We start from the raw sequence: 19,436 nt of genomic DNA, 5'->3' as shown, positions 1-19,436 counted from the left end.
CCCCGAGAGGACAAACCCAGCCCGTCCGGCGATTGAGGACGAACCCGCGCCCTATGAAGGGGCTTGTTGGTGTCTGCGGGGCTAGATCACGTCGTCTGGGCTCGGGCCCGCGCCGTGCAGTACCGAGCTCGGGGCAGGCGTAGCGGGTCCACGGGGAACCGCTCGCGCGCTCGACGGAGCCGACCATGACTGGGGCGAGGGTGTCCCGTCGCAGTACACGCATACGGCGCTGAACGCCTTCCGGGGCTCACGGCGCGGCATCCGACCCATCTCGTCGCCGGTCATGCGCCTGCCCCCTCACGGACCTGATGTACGCCCGACGTGGCGGCGTGTGGATAGTCGTAGCCGCGTTCCGCCCATGCGGTCGCGAAGAACCGTTCCCGGCATTCCGGTGTGAGCGTTGCCGTCTCTGCGGCGCGGAAGATCTCCCGCGCCTCTACGGCGCTCGGTCCCGTCCATGGGCGGGACCAGGGGTTGGCGGCGGTGGGGGTGGCGTGCCCCGCACGCGACGCGCCCCGTACATGCGGGTGCGGGATGCGCTGATCGCAGCGATTGAGGCGGGGACGTACGGGCCGGGTGATCGCATCCCTTCGGAAATCGAGCTTTGCGCGACTCACAAAGTGGCACCGATGACGGCTCGCCGAGTGCGACTACCAGGGCGACGCGTAGCGGCCACGGAGCCCCGCCCGTCATGGTCGGCGACATTGACGGACGGGGCCGGCCCGAGGGTTCGCGCGTCGCGCGCCGCGCTGTCCCTCTCATCCCCTACTCACCGCCCGTGTGCGGGGCGACCGAGGGGGCGGTACACCCCGTTCCGACCGTTCCCCCGGTTGGGGCCGAGAGGGGACGGAACGGGGCCCTGAGCCTGCCCGACAGGTCTAGGCTCCGGTCTGTGGACGCACCTTTCGTCAGCGCGGACGATCTTGACCACCGGGCGTGCGGCATCTGCCCCGGGAAGAGACTGCCCCGGTCGGAATTCATGGTCTATGACCGGCCGACCAGAGCGGCCCCGTTCGATCCGAAAGACGGGTACCGGTACGCGCTGGACGGAACCCCGGTGTGCGTGCACCCGGACAAGATCGGGCTTGAGCCTGATCGGTTCGCCCCGCCCCCGCTCCCGGTGGACCCGGTGCCGTCCGTGCCGACCACGAGGCCTAGCTGGTGGGCACGCCTAGCGGGATGGCGACCTTCTTCCCGCGCTCGCTGACACCGATTCCGGCGTAGACCTGATCGAGCACACTCCGACGCCGTTCGGTCTCGGCGGCCCCGATCCAGTACCGGGGGTGCACGGGGCCGAACGTCGAGCGGTACACCTGATGGGTGTAGTCGCCGTGGTCCCACGCGGCATTGCCGTGTTCCATGTCCGTCATGTGCACGAACTGGATTCCGTGACGCTGCATCATGCGCGTCAGGAGCGAGAATTGCGCCATCATGGCGTGTGTCATGGTGTCCACCGGCACGGCGAGGGGCAGTTCCGATGCCCGCTCGTCGCCCCCGGTGAGGTCCCACACCGCCGACTTGATGGCCATGGCTCGGACTGCCTCAACGAACAGTCCCGGCGCGTCGGCTACGGCGTCGTAGTCGACGATGATCGGGTACCCGTAGAAGTCGTCCCAATCTGACGAATACTGGCTCACGGCCCGTTCGAGACGCCCGATCTCCGGGTCGCCCATCAGGGCCGTGTGGATCTCGCGTGCGCGCACCGCCACCGTTTCAGGGGCGGGACGGTCAAGGGTTGCGGTCACTTGCCACTCTCCTCGTGGTTTGGTGCCTTGCGGGGCCCGTCCGGCTGACGCGCTGCCCATGACGTCAGCCGGACGGGGGTTTGTGTGGGGCCCTACGCCGAGAGGCGTTCCGGCGGGGCCTTTCGGCGGAAGGTCGAGACGTCGCCCTGGCCGTCGCCGTCTTCGGGCACAGCCGGCCCCGTCGGCTCGGGTGTCCCGGTTTCCGTCACACCGGCGTGCGCTTTCTGGGCTTCCTGCCGTCGGAGGTACGCGGCCCGGACTTGAGCACGGGTCCGCAGCGGTACGCGCTGCTCCACGAATCTGCGCCGGAGCCATGCCGCGGACACTCCGTACTGCTCCGCGAGAGACGTCAGCGCCTCATCTCCGTGGAAGTACCGGTCTATGACCTCGGGCATGTCTTCCTGGGCACGCTGCCGTGCTTCCACATGGGTGTAGTGGCTGGGGTGGGTGGCCTCTGTCACCGCTGCCGGTCCGGGGCTCCCGGGCCGTTCTGCCGCATCTGCACGCGCTCCTGGGCGTGCTGCCGCCGCTCGTCGTTGCTCGCCTCGCGCCTCATGGCTCGGCGTTCCGCAGCGGACTGGTTGTCCTCGGGGATGGTCGACTCTCCGCGTGCGACTCGGGTCGCCTCGGCGCGTACAGCGGTGACAGTGGGGGACTTGCGCTTGAGCATGTGGCGCTCTCTCTCGATGTGTCCGGGCCCGGTCGGGTCCCGGGGTGCCCCTGCCGTCAGTCCGGGGCGGTCCGTGCTCGGTGGCTGCCCCGGGAGTCCGGTGCGGGGTCCTCGCCGAGGACGGAAGCTGTGGGGCCCGTCCGGCTGCCGACCGTCCCCGCCGTGGGGTGGCAGCCGAACGGGGCGGTGCCCGCCCCTGCCGGGGGAGGCTGATCTCCAAGTCACCGGCAGGAGCGGAGTCAGTAGGGGCGGGGTGGCCCCGGTCGCCGAACGGGGAACCAAGACGACCGGGGCCCGGGGCAGCGACGATCAGCGCTGCCCCCCGTCCTCGGACCCGAGTGCCCCCACCCGGGTCCGAGGGCCGCTCCGCGCGATTCTTCGCAGCACCGGGGGATGCCGCCGTGGGCGAAGCGGGGCTGGTGAGCTACGTCCGCATTCCCTTGCGCCGTAGCCGTTGGAACCGTGCCAGCGCCGCGAGCTGCCGACGCTCGGCACTGGTCGCCGGACGGAGACGCCAGAAGCGGCGCTCCCATGTGTTCCCCGCAGGGCGTATGACCGTGACCATGTCGCCGTGTATCGCATGGGCCACCGCCGGTCGGTCGGAGTCGCGGTCATAGACCGCCGCGCCCACCTCGACGTCTGCCACGGTGGCGAACGGGGCCGGGGCAGCCACCTGGGGTACACGTGCCTGCCTCATCAAACCCCCCACCTGCTGCGCGCGTTGACTTCGGCGAGGGCCGGCCCGAGCTGGTCGGCGGCCGTGGCGGGGCGGACCAGCTCTCGCGGAACGTCCCACTCGCACCCGCCGTGGACCGGCCGGAGCACGTAGCGCGTGCCGTACTCCTCCATGACCTCGCCCACGCGGCGGGTCCTGGTGTCGTACGCGAGGGCCCCGATGTGAAGCTCGCGGGTCATGTCGCCTCCATGAGGCGGTGCGGGTGCTGCCGGATCATGTCGTCACAGTGGAGTGCCTGCCCAATGCTGCCGCTCTCGCGCGAGTGTCTGCCGAGCCGTGCGTGAGCGAGACAGATACGGCACCCGTGAACGGGCAAGGGCTCGGATGCCCTGGGCGCCCGGGGCGTATTGCCGGCCGGGGCAACTGGTCCCGGTAGTCCCGGAGTCCGGTCAGCAGCGTGTGGACCAGGGTGCGTGTGACCGGGGGCCAGCCGTCGGCCGGAGATACATTGGCCCACACCAGCCGGTCAGCCGTCGAACGATCGTCGGCCCGTAAGCCCACGACCAGGCCGGCGAGAGCGGGCCACTGAAGCGCCCGCCTGACGCTGCGGGACTGATAGTCGTTGGTCATCGTCGGTGGCCGTGCCCCTCACATTGCCCGCCGTGGTGCTCCTGTCGCTCTAGGCAACCCCTCCGTGACGCACAGCGGTACCGTTGAGGCAGCACCAGAACTTGAAAGGCTTGAACGGCGGTCCAGCCCAAGGAGACCTATGGACACGAGGAAACCGAACACCCAGTTGGATCGACTGCACAAAGAAGCGGGTTGGACCCAGGGGCAGTTCGCGCGGGAGGTCAATCGGCTTGGGACCGAGCGAGGGACGCCGACCACGTTCGGAGAGTCCACCGTCCACTACTGGCGGAAAGGCGTAACCCCCAAAGAAGAGGTGCGCCCGCTGATCATGGAGGCTCTTTCCCGTAGGTTAGGGCGACCGATTACTCATACTGAAGCAGGATTCCCCCCATCCGGCGGCGAGCCTGCCATTCACGCCAGTCTCACAGAAGGAATTATCGATCTCGGCAGCCAGGACATGTCACCATCTCGGCGCGCAATTGTTAACGCTGGACTATTCTCGGTCGCGTTGACCGTTCCGAATTGGCCAGACATTATTGGGCGCATGGAAAGGATCCAGAAGGATTCGACACCCCGCATAGGGATGTCAGAGGTTCACATGGTCGTCAGCATGACCGAGCGAATTTCAGAACTTGACGACCAGTTCGGGGGACGGCATGCCCGCCCAATGGCGGCAGCATTTCTGGTAAACACTGTCGCCCCGTACCTGCGGGCAGATGGTTCAGGATCCGTTCGCAAGGCAATGATGTCGGCCGCCTCCGATTTGTGCTACCTCACCGGGTACATGGCGGTGGATGAAGGCGCTCACGGTCTGGCCCAGCAGTACTACCTGAAGGCCTTGCAGCTAGCCGGAGCATCAGAGGATCATTCGACCTACTGCACCACCCTGCGGGGGATGAGTGTTCAAGCTGTTGATCTAGGGCATGGAAGAACTGCGATGCGCCTCGCAGATGCCGCCTCGGCAGCTTCACCGCAAGCCGGACCGCGAATGCGCGCCTTTCTGGCCGGTCAACAGGCTCATGCGGCTGCACAAATTGGAGATCGAGGCAATTCATTCAAATATCTCCGCGAAGCTGAAATCGCCATGGAGCGAGCCGAATCGCGATCGAAGCCGTTTGGATCCTACGACCCCTCCTCGCTTAATTATCATGTGAGCCAGGTTCGATATGAACTTGGAGACATTGCAGGTTCAATTTCGGCAATGCAAGAATCCGATCAGTTGAGGTACTCCACATACAGGCGTGCCCGCGTTCGGCATCGAGCAACCTTGGCAGAGCGTCAACTTGAGATCGGGCATTTGGAAGTAGCCTGCAAAACATGGAATTTGGCGCTTGACGATTACCCTCTGGTGCAATCAGGGCGCGCCGATCAGAAAATCATGAGCATGTTTAGAGTAATCCGCCCCCACCTGAATAACCAGACTGCACGTGCCCTCTATGAGCGCGCCCGAACGGTGACACCTGCGGCACTTCATTCCTGAAAGCAAGAAAACCCCCGCACCCACCACCCCATGGGGTAGCGAGCACGGGGGCTTTGCGCTCCTGTATCAGCCGGACCCGCTCAACCCGCTCGTTTTCCGCGCCCTTGCGGGAGAACCTGTCGAGCGCGTACACCCCAGTGCTGGTACTTCGCCGTTCAGTACGGCAGTCATGGCAGCGTCGTACCGGGGCCGCTGGATGTCGGAGCAGGCCGACAGGTTCTCCCGCCACACCTTCCGGACGCAGTAGCCGTGCTCGTCGGCCCGCGCCCGGCCTTGGTCCTCCTGAGCACGGATCGAGAGCGCGCGTTCGCCCTCCCGGACCACCTTCGACTTCCTGAGCAGTAGATCCACCTGAGGCCGACCATGACACGGGCACAGGCCGTTGCCATGCTGGGACCCCTTTGAACAGCGGAAACGGTCCGCTGCCGAGTAGGTCTCAGGGTGTTGGACCCACTCCGCCCCCGCGCCGAGAGGACAAACCCAGCCCGTCCGGCGATTGAGGACGAACCCGCGCCCCGGGAGCGGCAAACCAGGCGGGGCCGGGCCCCGGGAAACCCACCCGAGCGCACCACCGGGGCTCCGCCCCGCCCCCCGCGCCTCAAACGCCGACGAGGCTGAAGAGGCGAAAATTCCTCCGCACCCCTGTCGCCCCCCACTACCCGTCAGTACATTGACGCCATGTCCAACAACCGCCCCGCCCCCGTCCCCCCGGAGCGGATCGAGCTGCAGGCCCGTCGGGTGTCGTTCGATTGGGAGGGGACGCCGCTCCACTGGGTGCCCGGTGATCCCTTCGTCGGTCACACGATCAATGTGCTGCATCTGTTGCTGCCGGCGGGCGAGCGGTGGTTCGTGCATGTGTACAAGCAGGTGCTGCCGCACATCAGAGATGACCGGCTCCGTGAGGATGTGATCGGCTTCATCGGGCAGGAGGCCGTCCACTCCCAGGCGCACGACGACGTGCTCCCCCGTCTGCGGCGGCTCGGCCTCGACCCCACCCCGTACACCGCGCAGGTCGACTGGCTCTTCGAGAAGCTGCTCGGGGACCGGACCCTGCCGCCCGGGCGGGCGAGCCGGTGGTGGCTGTGGGAGCGGGTGGCGCTGATCGCGGCGATCGAGCACTACACGGCGTTCCTGGGCGACTGGGTGCTCAACGCGGAGGAGCTGGACCGGCGCGGGGCGGACCCGGTCATGCTCGATCTGCTGCGCTGGCACGGGGCGGAGGAGGTCGAGCACCGTTCGGTGGCCTTCGAGCTGTTCGAGCATGTCGACGGGAGCTACCGGCGGCGGGTGCGGACCTGGGCGACGGCCTTCTCCGCGCTGGTCTTCCTCTGGCAGCGCGGGGCGCGCTTCTTCATGGAGAACGATCCGACGCCGCACCACGGCCGGGCGAGCCTGCGGCGGTTCCACCGCGCGGGCCGGCAGGGGCTGCTGCCCGCGACCTCCGACGTGCTGCGCTCCGTACCGCGCTATCTGAGCCGGGCGTACCACCCCTCCCAGGAGGGCGACACCGCCCAGGCCCTCGCCTATCTCGCCGCCTCGCCGGGCGCGAACGCGGCCGCCCCGCAGGCACCCCGCACCCCGCCGGCCGGCGACGGAGGCCGCTGATGCCGCCGCGCCCCCTCGCCCTCGCCGTCGCCGCCGGGGCGGCCCTGCTCACCCGGCGGGCCCTGCGCCGCCGCGTCGCGCGCTCGCCGCTCTGGCCGCTGCCCGCGCTGCCGGAGCCGGTGTCGGGCCGCGACCGGCCGTCCGGCGCGACGGCCGTCCGGCGGGTGACCGTCGCCGCCCGCGACCGCCCCGCCGACGGCGTCGTCCGGCTCCGGCTGGCGGGACGGGGGCTGCCGGCGTGGCGGCCGGGGGCCCATCTCGATCTGGTGCTCCCCTCCGGCCTGGTGCGGCAGTACTCCCTCTGCGGCGACCCGGCCGACTCCACCGCGTACACCGTCGCCGCCCGGCTGATCGAGGACGGCCGGGGCGGCTCCCGCGAGGTCCACGAGCGGCTGACGCCCGGCGCACAGGTGCTGATCCGCGGGCCGCGCAACCGGTTCCCGCTGGTCGCCTCCCCCGCGTATCTCTTCGTCGCGGGCGGCATCGGGATCACCCCGCTGCTGCCGATGCTGTACGCGGCCGAGGCGGCGGGCGCGCGGTGGCGGCTGCTGTACCGGGGGCGGTCGCGCGCCTCGATGCCGTTCCTCGACGAGATCCTCGCGCTCGGCGGGGAGCGGGTCACCGTCTCCGCGAGGGACGAGTGCGGTCCGCCGGAGCTGTCGTTCCTGTCCGCGCTCCCGGCGGACACGGCCGTGTACTGCTGCGGGCCCGGCCCGCTGACGGACGCGGTCGCCGCGCTGCTCCCGAAGGACCGCCCGCCCCACGCCGAGCGGTTCGCCGCCGACGAGCGCTCCGGGGGCGGCGCGTTCGAGGTGGAGCTGCGCCGCTCGGGGCGTACGGTGCCGGTCGCGGCCGGTCAGTCGGTGCTCGCGGCCGTCCGGGCCGAGCTGCCGGATCTGGCGTACTCCTGCCGGCAGGGCTTCTGCGGCACCTGCCGGCAGCGGGTCCTCGCGGGCGAGGTGGACCACCGGGACGAACTGCTGGGCGACGCCGAGCGGGAGGGCTCGATGCTGATCTGCGTCTCGCGCTGCCGGGGCGCGCGGCTGGTACTCGACCTGTAGAACTGGTGCGCGGACAGCAGTCGGTAGGGTGTTCTCATGACGACCGGGGTACGCCGCAGGATGGGCGTCGAGGAGCGCAGGCAGCAGCTGATCGGTGTGGCGCTGGAGCTGTTCAGCGCCCGCTCCCCCGACGAGGTGTCGATCGACGAGATAGCGGCCGCGGCCGGCATCTCCCGGCCCCTGGTCTACCACTACTTCCCCGGCAAGCAGAGTCTGTACGAGGCGGCGCTGCGGCGGGCCGCCGACGAGCTGGCCACCCGTTTCGTGGAGCCGCACGAGGGTCCGCTCGGCACCCGGCTGCTGCGGGTCATGAAGCGGTTCTTCGACTTCGTGGACGATCACGGCCCCGGGTTCTCCGCGCTGATGCGCGGCGGTCCGGCCGTCGGGTCGACCACCACCAACGCGATGATCGACGAGGTCCGGCAGGCCGCCTACGACCAGATCATGTCCCATCTGGACATCGAGACCCCGCCGGTCCGGCTGACCCTGGTGGTGCGCTCCTGGGTGTCGCTGGCCGAGTCGACGGCGCTGCTGTGGCTGGACGGCCGGGAGATCCCCCGCGCCGAGCTGGAGCTTCAGCTGGTGCACGACTTCGCGGCGCTGTGCGCGGTGAGCGCGGCGTACGACGACGACATGGCGGCCGTGGTGGTGCGGATCCTGGAACGGGAGCCGCTGGAGGGCCCGTTCGGCGAGCTGGTGGGACGGCTGATGGCGATCGCGCCCACGGTGATGGAGCAGGTCGTGGCGGACCGTACCGCCTGAAGCAGGACGCACGGCACGCACGGCACGCACGGCACGGCCCCGGGACCGGAGTCCCGGGGCCGTGCCGTGCGTGCTCCCGGTCAGCCGCGCTCGAAGACGGCGACCGTCCGCGCGGGCACCGAGAAGGCTCCGGTGTCCCGGTCGTACGAGGAGGTCCTGACGACGGCGTCGGAGCCGGCCGCCTGGACGGGGTGGAGGCGGTAGCCCTCGCCGGCGGCGCCGGCGGGCCGCTGGGTGCGGCGCTCGGGTGTGGCGTTGAGGACGACGACCAGGTCGCCGGCGCGCATGGTGATCACTCCCGGGGTCTCGTCGGGGCCCGAGAGCGGGAAGGAGACCGCCGACCGCACCTGCTCGGCCGTGGCGAGGCTCAGGTCCTTCTCGGTGGTGCGGATCCTCAGCAGATCGCGGTAGGCGGCCGACGCCCCGTCGGTCTGGGGGCAGCCCGCCCGCAGCGAGGGGGCCGTGAGCAGCGGCTTCGCGTACGGCCACTTGTCCTGGTTGTCGGCGGCGGGCGGCAGGCCGCGCCCGAAGCCGTTGCCGTCGCGGCAGTCCCAGCGGATCGCGTTGAACCAGTCGCCGCTGTCGTAGGAGTTGCGGTCGAGCGATTTGGAGCGCAGCAGGTCGGTGCCGGCCTGGGAGAGCGCCGGGCCCTGGGAGAGCACGGCCGTGGCCATGGCCAGGACCTGCATTCTGGCCCGGTCGCCGGGCGAGGTGTCCTTGGGCAGCTTGAAGGCGAGCGCGTCGTACAGCGTCTCGTTGTCGTGGGCGTCGGCGTAGGCGAGCGCGTCGCCGGGGTCCTCGGCGTATCCGGCCGGAGCGCCGTTGTAGTCGACCTCGGAGCCCTTGACGGCGCGGCCCCGGCTGTCGGTGAAGGTGTAGTCGGCGAGATGCCCGGTGAGGCCGACCTTGATGAGGTCCTGGTAGTGCAGCAGCCGGGCGCGCTGCTCCTCGCGGGTTCCGTTGTCGGCCGCCGGGTTGGGGTCGGTGTAGAGGCCGGAGGCGAAGCCCTGGACGCCGGGGTCGGCGTCGAAGGGGCCGCCGCCGCGCACCGCGTCGCGGGCCCGGTCGGAGAAGGTGGCGATGCCGGTGCCCGCCATGTGCTTCTGGGTGGCCTGGACGAAGCGCGCGTCGTTCGCGATCTCGCCGAAGTTCCATCCCTCGCCGTAGAGGACGATCGACTTCCCGTCGACGCCGTCGCGGGCCGTGGTCAGCTTGTCCAGGGCCTCGCGGACCGCGAGCATGTTCGCCTTGGGGTGGTGTCCCATCAGGTCGAAGCGGAAGCCGTCGACCTTGTACTCCCTGGCCCAGGTGACGACGGAGTCCACCACGAGCTTGCCCATCATCGCGTTCTCGGGCGCGGTGTCGGCGCAGCAGGTGGAGGTGGCGATGCCGCCGTCGGCGAGCAGCCGCTGGTAGTAGCCGGGCACGATGCGGTCGAGGACGGATTTGTCGTCCTGCCCGCCGGCGACGGTGTGGTTGTAGACCACGTCCATGACGGTGCGCAGTCCGCTGCCGTTGAGCGCGGCGACCATCTCGCGGAATTCGACCGTGCGCCGGGTTCCCTCGGGGTCGGAGGCGTAGGAGCCCTCGGGCACGGTGTAGTGCAGCGGGTCGTAGCCCCAGTTGTACGCGTCCTTCGCGGCGGTCTTCGCGACGCACGCCTGTTGTTCGGCGGAGTCGGGGGCGTACACGGAGAGGTCGCACGCGGGCTTTTTCCGGTCGGACTCGCGCTCGGGGATCGTGCCGATGTCGAAGGCCGGGAGGAGGTGGAGATAGGAGGTCCCGCTGTCGGCGAGCTTCCTCAGGTGTCTGCTTCCGGCCGAGTTCCGGTCGGTGAAGGCGCGGTACTGGCCGGGGTGTTTCGCCGTGCGGTCCGCGATGGAGAAGTCGCGGATGTGGAGTTCCTGGATCTGGGCGTCGCGCAGGGGGACGGCGGCGGGCTTTCTCAGGGTGCGCCAGCCCTTGGGCGCGAGCGCGGGGTCGGCGAGGTCGACGACGAGGCTGCGGGCGGAGTCGGTGGTCAGCGCGGTGGAGTACGGGTCGGTGACCCTGTTGACGACGGTCTTGCCGACGCTGGGGGCCCAGACGGTGACCCGGTAGCGGTACTGCTTGCCGCGCCAGCTCTCCGGTCCGGCGGCCGACCAGACGCCGGTGGCGTCGTCGCGGCGCATGGGCACGGTCCTGCCGTCGAGTTCGAGGGCGACGGTGCGGGCGGTGGGGGCCCAGACGGAGAGGGTGACCCCGTTCTTCCCGAAGACCGGTCCGAGGGCGGCGCGGGCGGCCTTCGCGGCGTAGAGATCGTCGAGGACTTTGGCGGTCTGCACCCCGGTGGCGGCGAGGAGCGCGCCCGAGGCGGCCCGCTGGGTGGCGATGAGCTGGCCGCGCAGGGATTCCCGTACCCGCCGGCGGTCGCGCGGGTCGATCGTGAACGCGGGGTGGTCCTTGAGGTGCGGGTGTTTCGCGCGCTGGGCCGGGGTCAGCTCGGTCCTGCCGAGCCGCAGCCAGCGGCCCTCGTCGCTGAGCGCGCCGCCGGTGACGGTGATCGGGCGGTCCGCCGCGTACACCAGCTGTTCGCTGGTGGCCTCGGTGGTCCTCGTCCTCCAGACGACGGTGTCGCGGTCGATCCACTGGGCCTCGGACTTGCCGAGGTCGAGCGAGGGGACTGCGCCGGCCTGCGGGAGGAGGCGGGCGGGCTCTCCGGCGATCAGCCAGACCTCGTTGGTGTGGGTGGCGAGGTCGAGGGACTGGTCGCCGGGGAGGTCCTTCTCGTCGCCCTTGTGGAGGATGTAGCCGAGTGAGGTCGCGCCGGGGGCGAGCGGGACTTCGAAGGTGGCTCCGTAGGCGTCCCGGCGGACCGGTTCGAGCGGCTTGGACCAGTCGGTGGGGTCGGCCGCGCCGGTCCAGGTGTGCAGGCCCCAGCCGTCGTAGTCCCCGTCGGGCCGGTGGTAGTGCAGGACCGCCTTCTTCTTGTCCTGCGGCGGGTACGCGCCGGCGGGGGCGCTCTCGCGCTGGCCGTCGTCGCCCTGGGCGATCCAGACCTGGCCGGTGCGGGAGAGGTCGACGGTGCGCCGGGGCCCGTCGGGGACGCCGTTCCTCTCGACGGTGTACGGGAGGGTGGCCGCGCCCTCGGGGAGTCTGACCCAGGCGAACGCGCCGTAGGCGTCCCGGCCGGTGAAGGCGGCGCTCGTGCCCCCGGCGTGGAGCCGCAGGCCGTCGTAGTCGCCGTCGGGGCGCTGGTAGTGGACGACGGCCCAGTCGCGGTCGACGGCGACGGGCTTGGCGGGCGGCGGGCTCGCTCCGGCGCTGGTGGAGCCGAGGGCGCTGTCGGTGCGGCCCGCGGCGTCGACGACGACCGCCTTGTAGCGGAGCGGGGCGCCTTCCTCGACGGAGGCGTCCAGGTGCTGGGTGACGCGGTAGGGGGCGTGGTCGGCGGAGCCGAGGGTGCGCCAGGGGCCGTCGCCGACCTGGGCGGCGAAGACGACCCGGCCGCCGTCGGCGTCGGCGTTGATCTCGACGGTGCCGGTCGCTCCGGCGGGCGGGGTCCGGAGGCTGATCACCGGCTCGGCGGCGGGGAGCGGCCGGGGCCGGTCCGCCTTGAGGACGACGGAGGTCAGGGCGGGGACGGTGAGGGTGAGCCGGCCCGCGGAGTCGGTGCGTACGGCGCCCTCGCCGCCGTGCAGGGTGCGGAAGACGGTGTCCGGGGAGCCGGTGGTCAGCGGGACGGTCTCGGGCCCGGCGCCGCTGTTGACGGCGACGAGGTATTCGCGGCCCTCGGCGGCGCCGGTGCGGGAGTGGGCGTAGATCTGGCCGTCGGCGTGGCGTCGTTGCTGGATCCCGTCGCGCAGCGCGGGGTGGTCGCGGGTGAGTCTCGACAGTGCGGCGATGGAGCGGTAGAGCGGGTGCCGGGTGTCGTAGGCGTCGGCGGCGTGGGTGCGGTCGGTGCCGAGCTGGTCGTCGTCGAGGTAGTCGGGGGTGGCGGAGGCGAAGAGGGTCTGGCGGGCGTCCTTGTCGCCGCCGGCGCCGGTGAAGCCCTGTTCGTCGCCGTAGTAGACGACCGGATTGCCCCGGCTGAGGAACATGATCTCGTTGGCGAGCCGGGCGCGGCGGACGAGTTCGGCGTCGTCGGCCCGGGGGTTGTCCTGTTTGAGGAAGGCGCCGATCCGGCCCATGTCGTGGTTGCCGAGGAAGGTCACCTGCTCGTAGGCGTTGGCCCGGTCTGCGGTGTAGCGGTAGTCCTGGGCGAAGACGTCGGCGAGCCGGCCGGCGGGGGCTCCCTGGGAGGCGACGGCGCGGATCGCGTCCTGGAGGGGGAAGTCGAGTGTGGAGTCGAGCCGGCCGCGGGTGACATAGGGCGCGGTGACGGCCGGGTCGGCCGAGTAGACCTCGCCGAACATGAAGAAGTCGTCCCGGCCGCGCTCGGCGGCGTAGGCGTCGAGCGCGGTGGCCCACTGGGTCCAGAATTCCATGTCGACGTGTTTCACGGTGTCGATGCGGAAGCCGTCGATGTCGAAGTCGCGGACCCACTTCTGGTAGATCCGCTCCATGCCCCGGCGGACCTCGGGCCGTTCGGTCCACAGGTCGTCCAGGCCGGCGAAGTCGCCGTACTCGGTGCTCTCGCCGGCGAAGGTGGAGTCGCCCCGATTGTGGTACATCGTGGGCTCGTTGAGCCAGTGGGGGACCTTGTCGCGGTCGCGGGGCCGGGGGGTGTACGGGAAGGAGTCCTCGTTCACCCGGCCGATCCGCTCGCGGTCGTCGAAGGGGCGGCCGGTGCGGTCGAGATAGGGGTACGCGCCCTTGGGCTTGTAGCCGTACGTCTTCTCGGCGTGGTCGACGGTGTCGGCGGTGTGGTTGGTGATGACGTCGAAGAAGACCTTCATGCCCTTGGCGTGGGCCTTGTCGATGAGGGTCTCCAAGTCCTCGTTGGTCCCGAAGTGCGGGTCGACCTGGGTGAAGTCGGTGATCCAGTAGCCGTGGTACCCGGCGGAGGCGTTCTTCCCCTCGCCCTGCACCGGCCGGTTCTTGAAGAGGGGCGCGAGCCAGATGGCGGTGGTGCCCAGGCCCTTGATGTAGTCCAGCTTGCCGGTGAGGCCCTTGAGGTCGCCGCCCTGGTAGAAGCCCTTGTCGGTCGGGTCGTGTCCATGGCTGAGCCGGGAGCCGGTGAGTCCGCCCCGGTCGTTGGCGCGGTCGCCGTTGGCGAACCGGTCGGGCAGCACGAAGTAGAACTGCTCCCGGGTGAGGTCGTGGCGGGCGGGCTCGGCCGCGAGCTTCGCGTCGGACGGCGGCGCCGACGGCTGTTTCGCGGGCGCGGCGACGCCCGGCGCTCCGGGCAGCAGGGTGGCGCAGAGGGCGGCGGTCAGGGCGACCGCCGCCGTTCTGGGGCGTATCAAGGTGTCTCCAGGGGTGCTGGGTACGGAGAGGGGCCGGCGGGCCCGGCCGGTGCGCGGCGGCGGAGCGGCCGCCGGTGAGCGGCCGCGGGTGTGCCGGCCCTGTCTCCTCCCGCACAGCGCCGTGCACACATGGGGACGTGCGGGTGTTGGCGCGGAGGCCCGGTGACGCCGGTGAAAACCTTCCGCAAGATTGCTGCTGGATCTTGCCGGTTCTTGCAGCAACTCTCCTGGCCCGCTTGGCAGCAGACGGTAGGAGCCGTACTGACCGGAGGTCAACCCCCTGGGAGGATCTGGGACATCTGGAGGACACGGGGAGGTCACAACCTGGAAATCTGGCGGTTTTCTTTCTGCAAGGTCTTTCGCAAACTCTTGCAAGACTGTTAGCTTCACGCCGCAGCAGCCCAGCCCGAGGACAGGCGGGGCCTGACCTCAATGGGGAGATCATGATGCGCAGAGGCATAACGGCCGCCGCGATCGCGGGCGTACTGGCCCTGACCGCCACCGCCTGCGGCGGCGACACCGGGGGCGGCGGCGACAGCAGCGGCAAGAAGGCAGCCGAGGACCCGCAGAGCGTGTCCGGCTCCATCACCTGGTGGGACACGTCCAACGAGGCCGAGGGTCCGACGTACGACAAGCTCATCGCCGCGTTCCAGGACGAGTACCCGAAGATCAAGGTGAACCGGACCTCGGTCTCCTTCGACCAGGCGGAGCAGAAGTTCAAGACCGCCGCCCAGTCCGGCAAGGGCGCGCCGGACGTCATCCGCACCGATGTGGGCTGGTCCGCCGGCTTCGCCAATCTCGGCTACCTCCAGCCGCTGGACGGCACCCCCGCGCTCGACGGCGTCGACGACTTCCTGCCCGGCCCGCTCTCCACCGCGAAGTGGAAGGACGAGACGGTCGGCGTCCCGCAGGTGACCGACACCCTGGGGCTGCTCTACAACAAGAAGATCTTCAAGGAGGCCGGCATCGCGAAGCCCCCGGCCACCTGGGACGAGTTCGTCGCCACCGCGAAGACCGTCAAGAAGAAGACCGGCGTCGCCGGCACCCAGCTCAACCCCGAGGGCTACTTCTCGCTGCCGTTCCTCTACGGCGAGGGCGGCGACATGCTCGACGTCGACGGCAAGAAGATCACCGTCAACTCGCCCGAGGGCGTCAAGGGCATGGAGACCGCGCTCGAACTGGTCCGGTCCGACGTCGCCCTCAAGCCCGCCACCACCGACGGCTATGTCGCGGCCCAGACGTCCTTCAAGGACGGCGAGGTCGCCATGATCGTCAACGGTCCCTGGTCGGTCTCCGACGCCTACGCGGGCACGGCCTTCAAGGACAAGGACAACCTGGGCATCGCCGATGTCCCGGCCGGCTCGACCGGAAAGGCCGGCGCCCCCATCGGCGGCCACAACTACTCGGTCTACCGCGGCTCGAAGAACAAGGACGCCTCCTACCTCTTCGTGAAGTTCATGTCCTCGGCCAAGAGCCAGGAGCTGACCGCCAAGGAGATCAACACCCTCCCGACGCGCAAGTCCGCCTACACCGCCGAGGTCACCGCCGACCCGGCGAAGAAGGCCTTCCAGCAGTCGCTGTCGATCGCGCGGACCCGCCCGGTGATTCCCGGCGTCGGAGACCTCTTCGTCGCCTTCGACCAGCACTACGTGAAGATCCTGCGCGGCGACGTCTCCCCGAAGGACGGGCTCGACGCCCTGGCGAAGGAGTGGAACGACAAGCTCCTGAAGGACTACGCCACCGGCTGACGCCCGGCCCCCCTCGCGGCCCCGCCCGTCCCCCCGGCGGGCGGGGCGCGGCGGCCGCCCGCCCCCGTCCTTCCACCGCCCCCGCGCACCTCGGCCATCGGAGAGAGATGAGCACCCTCATAGTCAGGACCAGACGGTCCTTCGCCACCCACTGGTACGCGTGGGCCATGGTCCTGCCCGTGGTGGTCGTCCTCGCCGTCCTCGTCGGCTATCCGCTGGGCCGGGGCGTCTATCTCTCCTTCACCGACGCCAACGAGGCCAACATCGGCCGGACGATCGGGGACTTCTCCGTCCCCGCGACCTACCGCTTCGTCGGCCTCGACAACTACTGGAACATCCTCTCCGGCCAGGAGGGCTCGTTCTATCCGCGGCTGATGTGGACCGTGGTGTGGACGGCGAGCTGCGTCTTCCTGCACTACACCATCGGCCTCGGGCTGGCGCTGCTGCTCAACCGGCGGATGCGCGGCCGCTCCCTCTACCGGGTGCTGCTGATCCTGCCCTGGGCGGTCCCGGCGTTCGTCGCCGCGTTCGCCTGGAAGCTGATGTACAACACCCACAACGGCGTCTTCAACGAACTGCTCGGCAAGATCGGCATGGGGCCCGTCGACTGGCTCGGCGACCCCTTCGTCCAGAAGCTGTCGGTCATCGCCGTGAACACCTGGCTCGGCGTCCCGTTCATGATGGTCGCCATCCTCGGCGGCCTCCAGTCCATCCCCCGCGAGCTGCACGAGGCCGCCGAGATGGACGGGGCCACGCCCCGGCAGCGGTTCTGGAATGTGACGATGCCCGGCCTGCGGCCGATCAGCTCCACCATCGTGCTGCTGGGCACCATCTGGACCTTCAACATGTTCCCGATCATCTATCTGGTGATCGGACAGGCCGGCGGCACCGAGAGCGAGATCCTCGTGACGTACGCCTACCGCCTCGCCTTCCAGGGCGTACGGGACTACGCGGGCTCCGCCTCGTACGGAATCGTGATCCTCTCGCTGCTCCTGGTCTTCTCCGTCTTCTACCGAGGCATGCTCAAGCGCCAGGAGGCCGCCAAGTGACCACCGTGGACAAGGCGGCCGCCGGCGGCCGGCCCGCGAGCAGAGCGCGCGGCAGGGACGAGCGGTCCCGGGGAGCGTCCGTCGCGCTGCACACCACGCTCGTCGTCGCCACCGTCATCGCGCTCTTCCCCATCGTCTTCATCCTCCTCGTCTCGCTCCGGGGCGAGAACGGCTGGACGCACCCGATGGAGATGGAGGGCTTCACGCTCTCCAACTACCGCCATGTGCTGGGCGACACCGAATTCCTGACCTGGATGCTCAACTCGGTCCTCATCGCCGCCGGCACCATGGCGGTCGGCGTGCTCATCTCGGCCAGCGCCGGATACGCGATCTCCCGGATGCGCTTCCCCGGCCACCGGTCGCTGATGTGGACCTTCCTGGTCTGCCAGATGTTCCCGGTGGCCGTGCTGATCGTGCCGCTCTACAACATCCTGGGCACGCTGGGCCTGCTCGACAGCTACGGCGGGCTGATCATCACGTACTGCTCGGTCTCCGTGCCGTTCTGCGCCTGGATGCTGAAGGGGTACTTCGACACCATCCCCGTCGAGATCGACGAGTCGGGACGGGTCGACGGACTCACCCCCTTCGGCACCTTCTGGCGGCTGATCGTGCCGCTGGCCCGGCCGGGACTGGCGGTGACCGCGTTCTACACCTTCCTCACCGCCTGGGGCGAGGTGGCCTTCGCGACCCAGTTCATGAGCAGCGAGACCAAGTACACCCTCGCGGTCGGACTCCAGACCTTCGTCGGCCCGCACCGCGCGGAATGGGGACTGCTGACCGCGTCCTCGGTGCTGATCATGATCCCGGCCGGGCTGCTCTTCTTCTTCGCGCAGAAACACCTCGTCGCCGGGCTCACGGCCGGCGGCACCAAGGGCTGACGCTCCGGGCGCGCCCCGCGCGCCCACGTATCCGGAGGCCGCCGAACCGCGTTGACCAAGCGCCCGCCGGGACACCCCGTACGGCCGAGAAGCCCTCCACACCCGCACGACCCCGTACTTGACGACCTACAAGGGAACGTACATGACCCAGGAGCTCGCTCCCACCGTCCACGACCAGTCCGCCGCGCCCTCGGCGGGCTGGTGGCGGGACGCCGTCATCTACCAGGTGTACGTGCGCTCCTTCGCCGACAGCGACGGCGACGGCGTCGGCGATCTGCGCGGCGCCCGCGAGCGGCTGCCCCACCTCGCCGGCCTGGGCGTGGACGCCGTCTGGCTCACCCCCTTCTACGCCTCCCCGCAGGCCGACGGCGGCTACGACGTGGCCGACTACCGCTCCGTGGACCCGCTCTTCGGCAGTCTCGCCGACGCCGCCGACCTGATCCGCGAGGCGCACCGGCTGGGGCTGCGCGTCATCGTCGACATCGTGCCCAACCACACCTCCGACCAGCACGCCTGGTTCAAGGCCGCGCTCGCCGGGGGCCCCGAGCGGGAGCTGTACCACTTCCGCCCGGGCCGGGGCGAGCACGGCGAACTGCCGCCGAACGACTGGGAGTCCGTCTTCGGCGGACCTGCGTGGAGCCGCACCGGGTCCGGGGACTGGTATCTGCACCTGTTCGCGCCCGAGCAGCCGGACCTGAACTGGGACCGGCCGGCGGTGCGCGAGGAGTTCGAGTCGATCCTGCGGTTCTGGCTCGACATGGGCGTCGACGGCTTCCGCGTCGACGTCGCCCACGGCATGGTCAAGGCCGAGGGCCTGCCCGACATCGGCCTGAGCGAGCAGGCCAAGCTGATCGGCGCGCAGGTGCTGCCCTTCTTCGACCAGGACGGGGTCCACGAGATCCACCGCTCCTGGCGGACCCTCCTCGACGGGTACGGGGGCGAGCGCATCGGCGTCGCCGAGGCCTGGGCCCCCACCTCCGAGCGGCTCGCCCTCTACGTCCGCCCCGACGAACTGCACCAGGCGTTCAACTTCCAGTTCCTGACCTGCGACTGGGACGCGGCCGCGATGCGCCGCGTCATCGACGAGTCCCTGGCGGCCACCGCGTCGGTGGGCGCGCCCACCACCTGGGTGCTCTCCAACCACGACGTCGTCCGCCACACCACCCGGTACGGCGGCGGGGAGCGCGGGCTGCGCCGGGCCCGCGCGGCGGCGATGCTGACCCTGGCCCTGCCGGGCTCCGCCTATGTCTACCAGGGCGAGGAGCTGGGCCTTCCCGAGGTCGAGGAGCTGCCCGACGCCGTCCGCCAGGACCCGGCGTTCTTCCGCGGCGACGGCCAGGACGGCCTGCGCGACGGCTGCCGGGTGCCGCTGCCGTGGTCGGGGACGGCCGCTCCGTACGGCTTCGGCCCCGGCGGCAGCTGGCTGCCGCAGCCCGACTCCTGGCGGGGGCTCTCCGCCGAGGCACAGAGCGGCGACCCGCGCTCCACGCTGGAGCTGTACCGCTCGGCGATCGCCCTCCGCAAGGAGCTGCCGGGCCTCGGCGACGGCGGCATGGAGTGGATCGAGGCCCCCGCCGGGGTGCTCGCCCTCGGCCGGCCGGGACTGGTCTGCACCCTGAACACCCTGGCGACCGAGGCCGTGCTGCCCGTCCCGGGCCGTCCGCTGCTCTCCTCGGCGGCGCTGGAGTTCAGCGGCGGAGACGTCCGGCTGCCGGGCGAGACCTGTGTCTGGTGGGCAGTCTGAG

The 19,436-nt window shown here is 70.3% G+C and carries 13 protein-coding genes; 9 read left to right on the top strand and 4 right to left on the bottom strand.

The genetic code is table 11. The features are described from left to right. Nucleotides 1-308 precede the first annotated feature (308 nt). Nucleotides 309-863, top strand: a complete 555-nt coding sequence (locus tag ACF089_RS14225) for a GntR family transcriptional regulator (RefSeq protein WP_392025919.1) — start codon at nucleotides 309-311, stop codon at nucleotides 861-863. 291 nt (nucleotides 864-1,154) lie between these two features. Here ACF089_RS14225 and ACF089_RS14220 read toward each other — a convergent pair whose 3' ends face one another. The 3 genes from ACF089_RS14220 to ACF089_RS14210 form a co-directional block, all read right to left on the bottom strand. After that, nucleotides 1,155-1,745, bottom strand: coding sequence for a hypothetical protein (locus tag ACF089_RS14220; protein ID WP_392025917.1), 591 nt, complete (start codon nucleotides 1,743-1,745; stop codon nucleotides 1,155-1,157). A gap of 457 nt (nucleotides 1,746-2,202) precedes the next feature. Next, on the bottom strand, nucleotides 2,203-2,415 hold the full coding sequence (locus ACF089_RS14215; protein ID WP_392025916.1) for a hypothetical protein: 213 nt from the start codon (nucleotides 2,413-2,415) through the stop codon (nucleotides 2,203-2,205). Nucleotides 2,416-3,111: 696 nt separating this feature from the next. Then, nucleotides 3,112-3,330: a hypothetical protein gene (locus ACF089_RS14210; RefSeq protein WP_392025914.1), complete on the bottom strand. Its 219-nt coding sequence runs from the start codon at nucleotides 3,328-3,330 to the stop codon at nucleotides 3,112-3,114. Between the two features lie 530 nt (nucleotides 3,331-3,860). Here ACF089_RS14210 and ACF089_RS14205 point away from each other — a divergent pair. The 4 genes from ACF089_RS14205 to ACF089_RS14190 all read left to right on the top strand — a co-directional run bounded on the left by ACF089_RS14205 (nucleotide 3,861) and on the right by ACF089_RS14190 (nucleotide 8,629). Further along, the gene (locus ACF089_RS14205) at nucleotides 3,861-5,201 is read left to right on the top strand and encodes a tetratricopeptide repeat protein (protein ID WP_392025913.1); all 1,341 of its coding nucleotides are present in this window, start codon (nucleotides 3,861-3,863) and stop codon (nucleotides 5,199-5,201) included. A gap of 678 nt (nucleotides 5,202-5,879) precedes the next feature. Further along, entirely contained in the window at nucleotides 5,880-6,806 is a 927-nt protein-coding gene (locus ACF089_RS14200) for a metal-dependent hydrolase (RefSeq protein WP_392025911.1), read from the top strand. Continuing rightward, nucleotides 6,806-7,867 carry a PDR/VanB family oxidoreductase gene (locus ACF089_RS14195; protein ID WP_392025910.1) on the top strand — a complete coding sequence of 354 codons (1,062 nt, stop codon included), beginning with the start codon at nucleotides 6,806-6,808 and terminating at the stop codon, nucleotides 7,865-7,867. Before ACF089_RS14200 ends, ACF089_RS14195 begins: the two co-directional genes overlap by 1 nt. 36 nt (nucleotides 7,868-7,903) lie before the next feature. After that, a complete protein-coding gene (locus ACF089_RS14190) occupies nucleotides 7,904-8,629 on the top strand; it encodes a TetR/AcrR family transcriptional regulator (protein WP_392025908.1) in 726 nt (241 codons plus the stop codon). A gap of 80 nt (nucleotides 8,630-8,709) precedes the next feature. Here ACF089_RS14190 and pulA read toward each other — a convergent pair whose 3' ends face one another. Beyond that, entirely contained in the window at nucleotides 8,710-13,986 is a 5,277-nt protein-coding gene (gene pulA / locus ACF089_RS14185) for a pullulanase-type alpha-1,6-glucosidase (protein WP_392026442.1), read from the bottom strand. A 476-nt stretch (nucleotides 13,987-14,462) separates the two neighbouring features. Here pulA and ACF089_RS14180 point away from each other — a divergent pair, with 476 nt between their 5' ends. The 4 genes from ACF089_RS14180 to ACF089_RS14165 all read left to right on the top strand — a co-directional run bounded on the left by ACF089_RS14180 (nucleotide 14,463) and on the right by ACF089_RS14165 (nucleotide 19,435). Beyond that, nucleotides 14,463-15,764, top strand: a complete 1,302-nt coding sequence (locus ACF089_RS14180; RefSeq protein WP_392025906.1) for an extracellular solute-binding protein — start codon at nucleotides 14,463-14,465, stop codon at nucleotides 15,762-15,764. Between the two features lie 107 nt (nucleotides 15,765-15,871). After that, nucleotides 15,872-16,813 (top strand): carbohydrate ABC transporter permease, encoded by a 942-nt coding sequence (locus ACF089_RS14175; protein ID WP_392025904.1) that lies wholly within the window; start codon nucleotides 15,872-15,874, stop codon nucleotides 16,811-16,813. Beyond that, nucleotides 16,810-17,691, top strand: coding sequence for a sugar ABC transporter permease (locus tag ACF089_RS14170; protein ID WP_392025903.1), 882 nt, complete (start codon nucleotides 16,810-16,812; stop codon nucleotides 17,689-17,691). The genes ACF089_RS14175 and ACF089_RS14170 overlap by 4 nt, the downstream gene beginning before the upstream one ends. Before the next feature lie 142 nt (nucleotides 17,692-17,833). After that, entirely contained in the window at nucleotides 17,834-19,435 is a 1,602-nt protein-coding gene (locus ACF089_RS14165; RefSeq protein WP_392025902.1) for a glycoside hydrolase family 13 protein, read from the top strand. The last annotated feature ends 1 nt before the right edge of the window (nucleotide 19,436 follow it).

Origin of the sequence: Streptomyces sp. NPDC014894 (assembly GCF_043080985.1) — a bacterium.
Taxonomy (GTDB): domain Bacteria; phylum Actinomycetota; class Actinomycetes; order Streptomycetales; family Streptomycetaceae; genus Streptomyces.
Note: the sequence above shows the minus strand (reverse complement) of the source record. Positions and strands in the feature narration are given on the sequence as shown.

Excerpts from the sequence above, each read along its gene's own strand:
- ACF089_RS14225 (WP_392025919.1), top strand. The coding sequence starts at position 309 with ATGTACGCCCGACGTGGCGGCGTGTGGATAGTCGTAGCCGCGTTCCGC.
- ACF089_RS14215 (WP_392025916.1), bottom strand. The coding sequence starts at position 2,415 with ATGCTCAAGCGCAAGTCCCCCACTGTCACCGCTGTACGCGCCGAGGCG.
- ACF089_RS14210 (WP_392025914.1), bottom strand. The coding sequence starts at position 3,330 with ATGACCCGCGAGCTTCACATCGGGGCCCTCGCGTACGACACCAGGACC.
- ACF089_RS14205 (WP_392025913.1), top strand. The coding sequence starts at position 3,861 with ATGGACACGAGGAAACCGAACACCCAGTTGGATCGACTGCACAAAGAA.
- ACF089_RS14200 (WP_392025911.1), top strand. The coding sequence starts at position 5,880 with ATGTCCAACAACCGCCCCGCCCCCGTCCCCCCGGAGCGGATCGAGCTG.
- ACF089_RS14195 (WP_392025910.1), top strand. The coding sequence starts at position 6,806 with ATGCCGCCGCGCCCCCTCGCCCTCGCCGTCGCCGCCGGGGCGGCCCTG.
- ACF089_RS14190 (WP_392025908.1), top strand. The coding sequence starts at position 7,904 with ATGACGACCGGGGTACGCCGCAGGATGGGCGTCGAGGAGCGCAGGCAG.
- ACF089_RS14180 (WP_392025906.1), top strand. The coding sequence starts at position 14,463 with ATGCGCAGAGGCATAACGGCCGCCGCGATCGCGGGCGTACTGGCCCTG.
- ACF089_RS14175 (WP_392025904.1), top strand. The coding sequence starts at position 15,872 with ATGAGCACCCTCATAGTCAGGACCAGACGGTCCTTCGCCACCCACTGG.
- ACF089_RS14165 (WP_392025902.1), top strand. The coding sequence starts at position 17,834 with ATGACCCAGGAGCTCGCTCCCACCGTCCACGACCAGTCCGCCGCGCCC.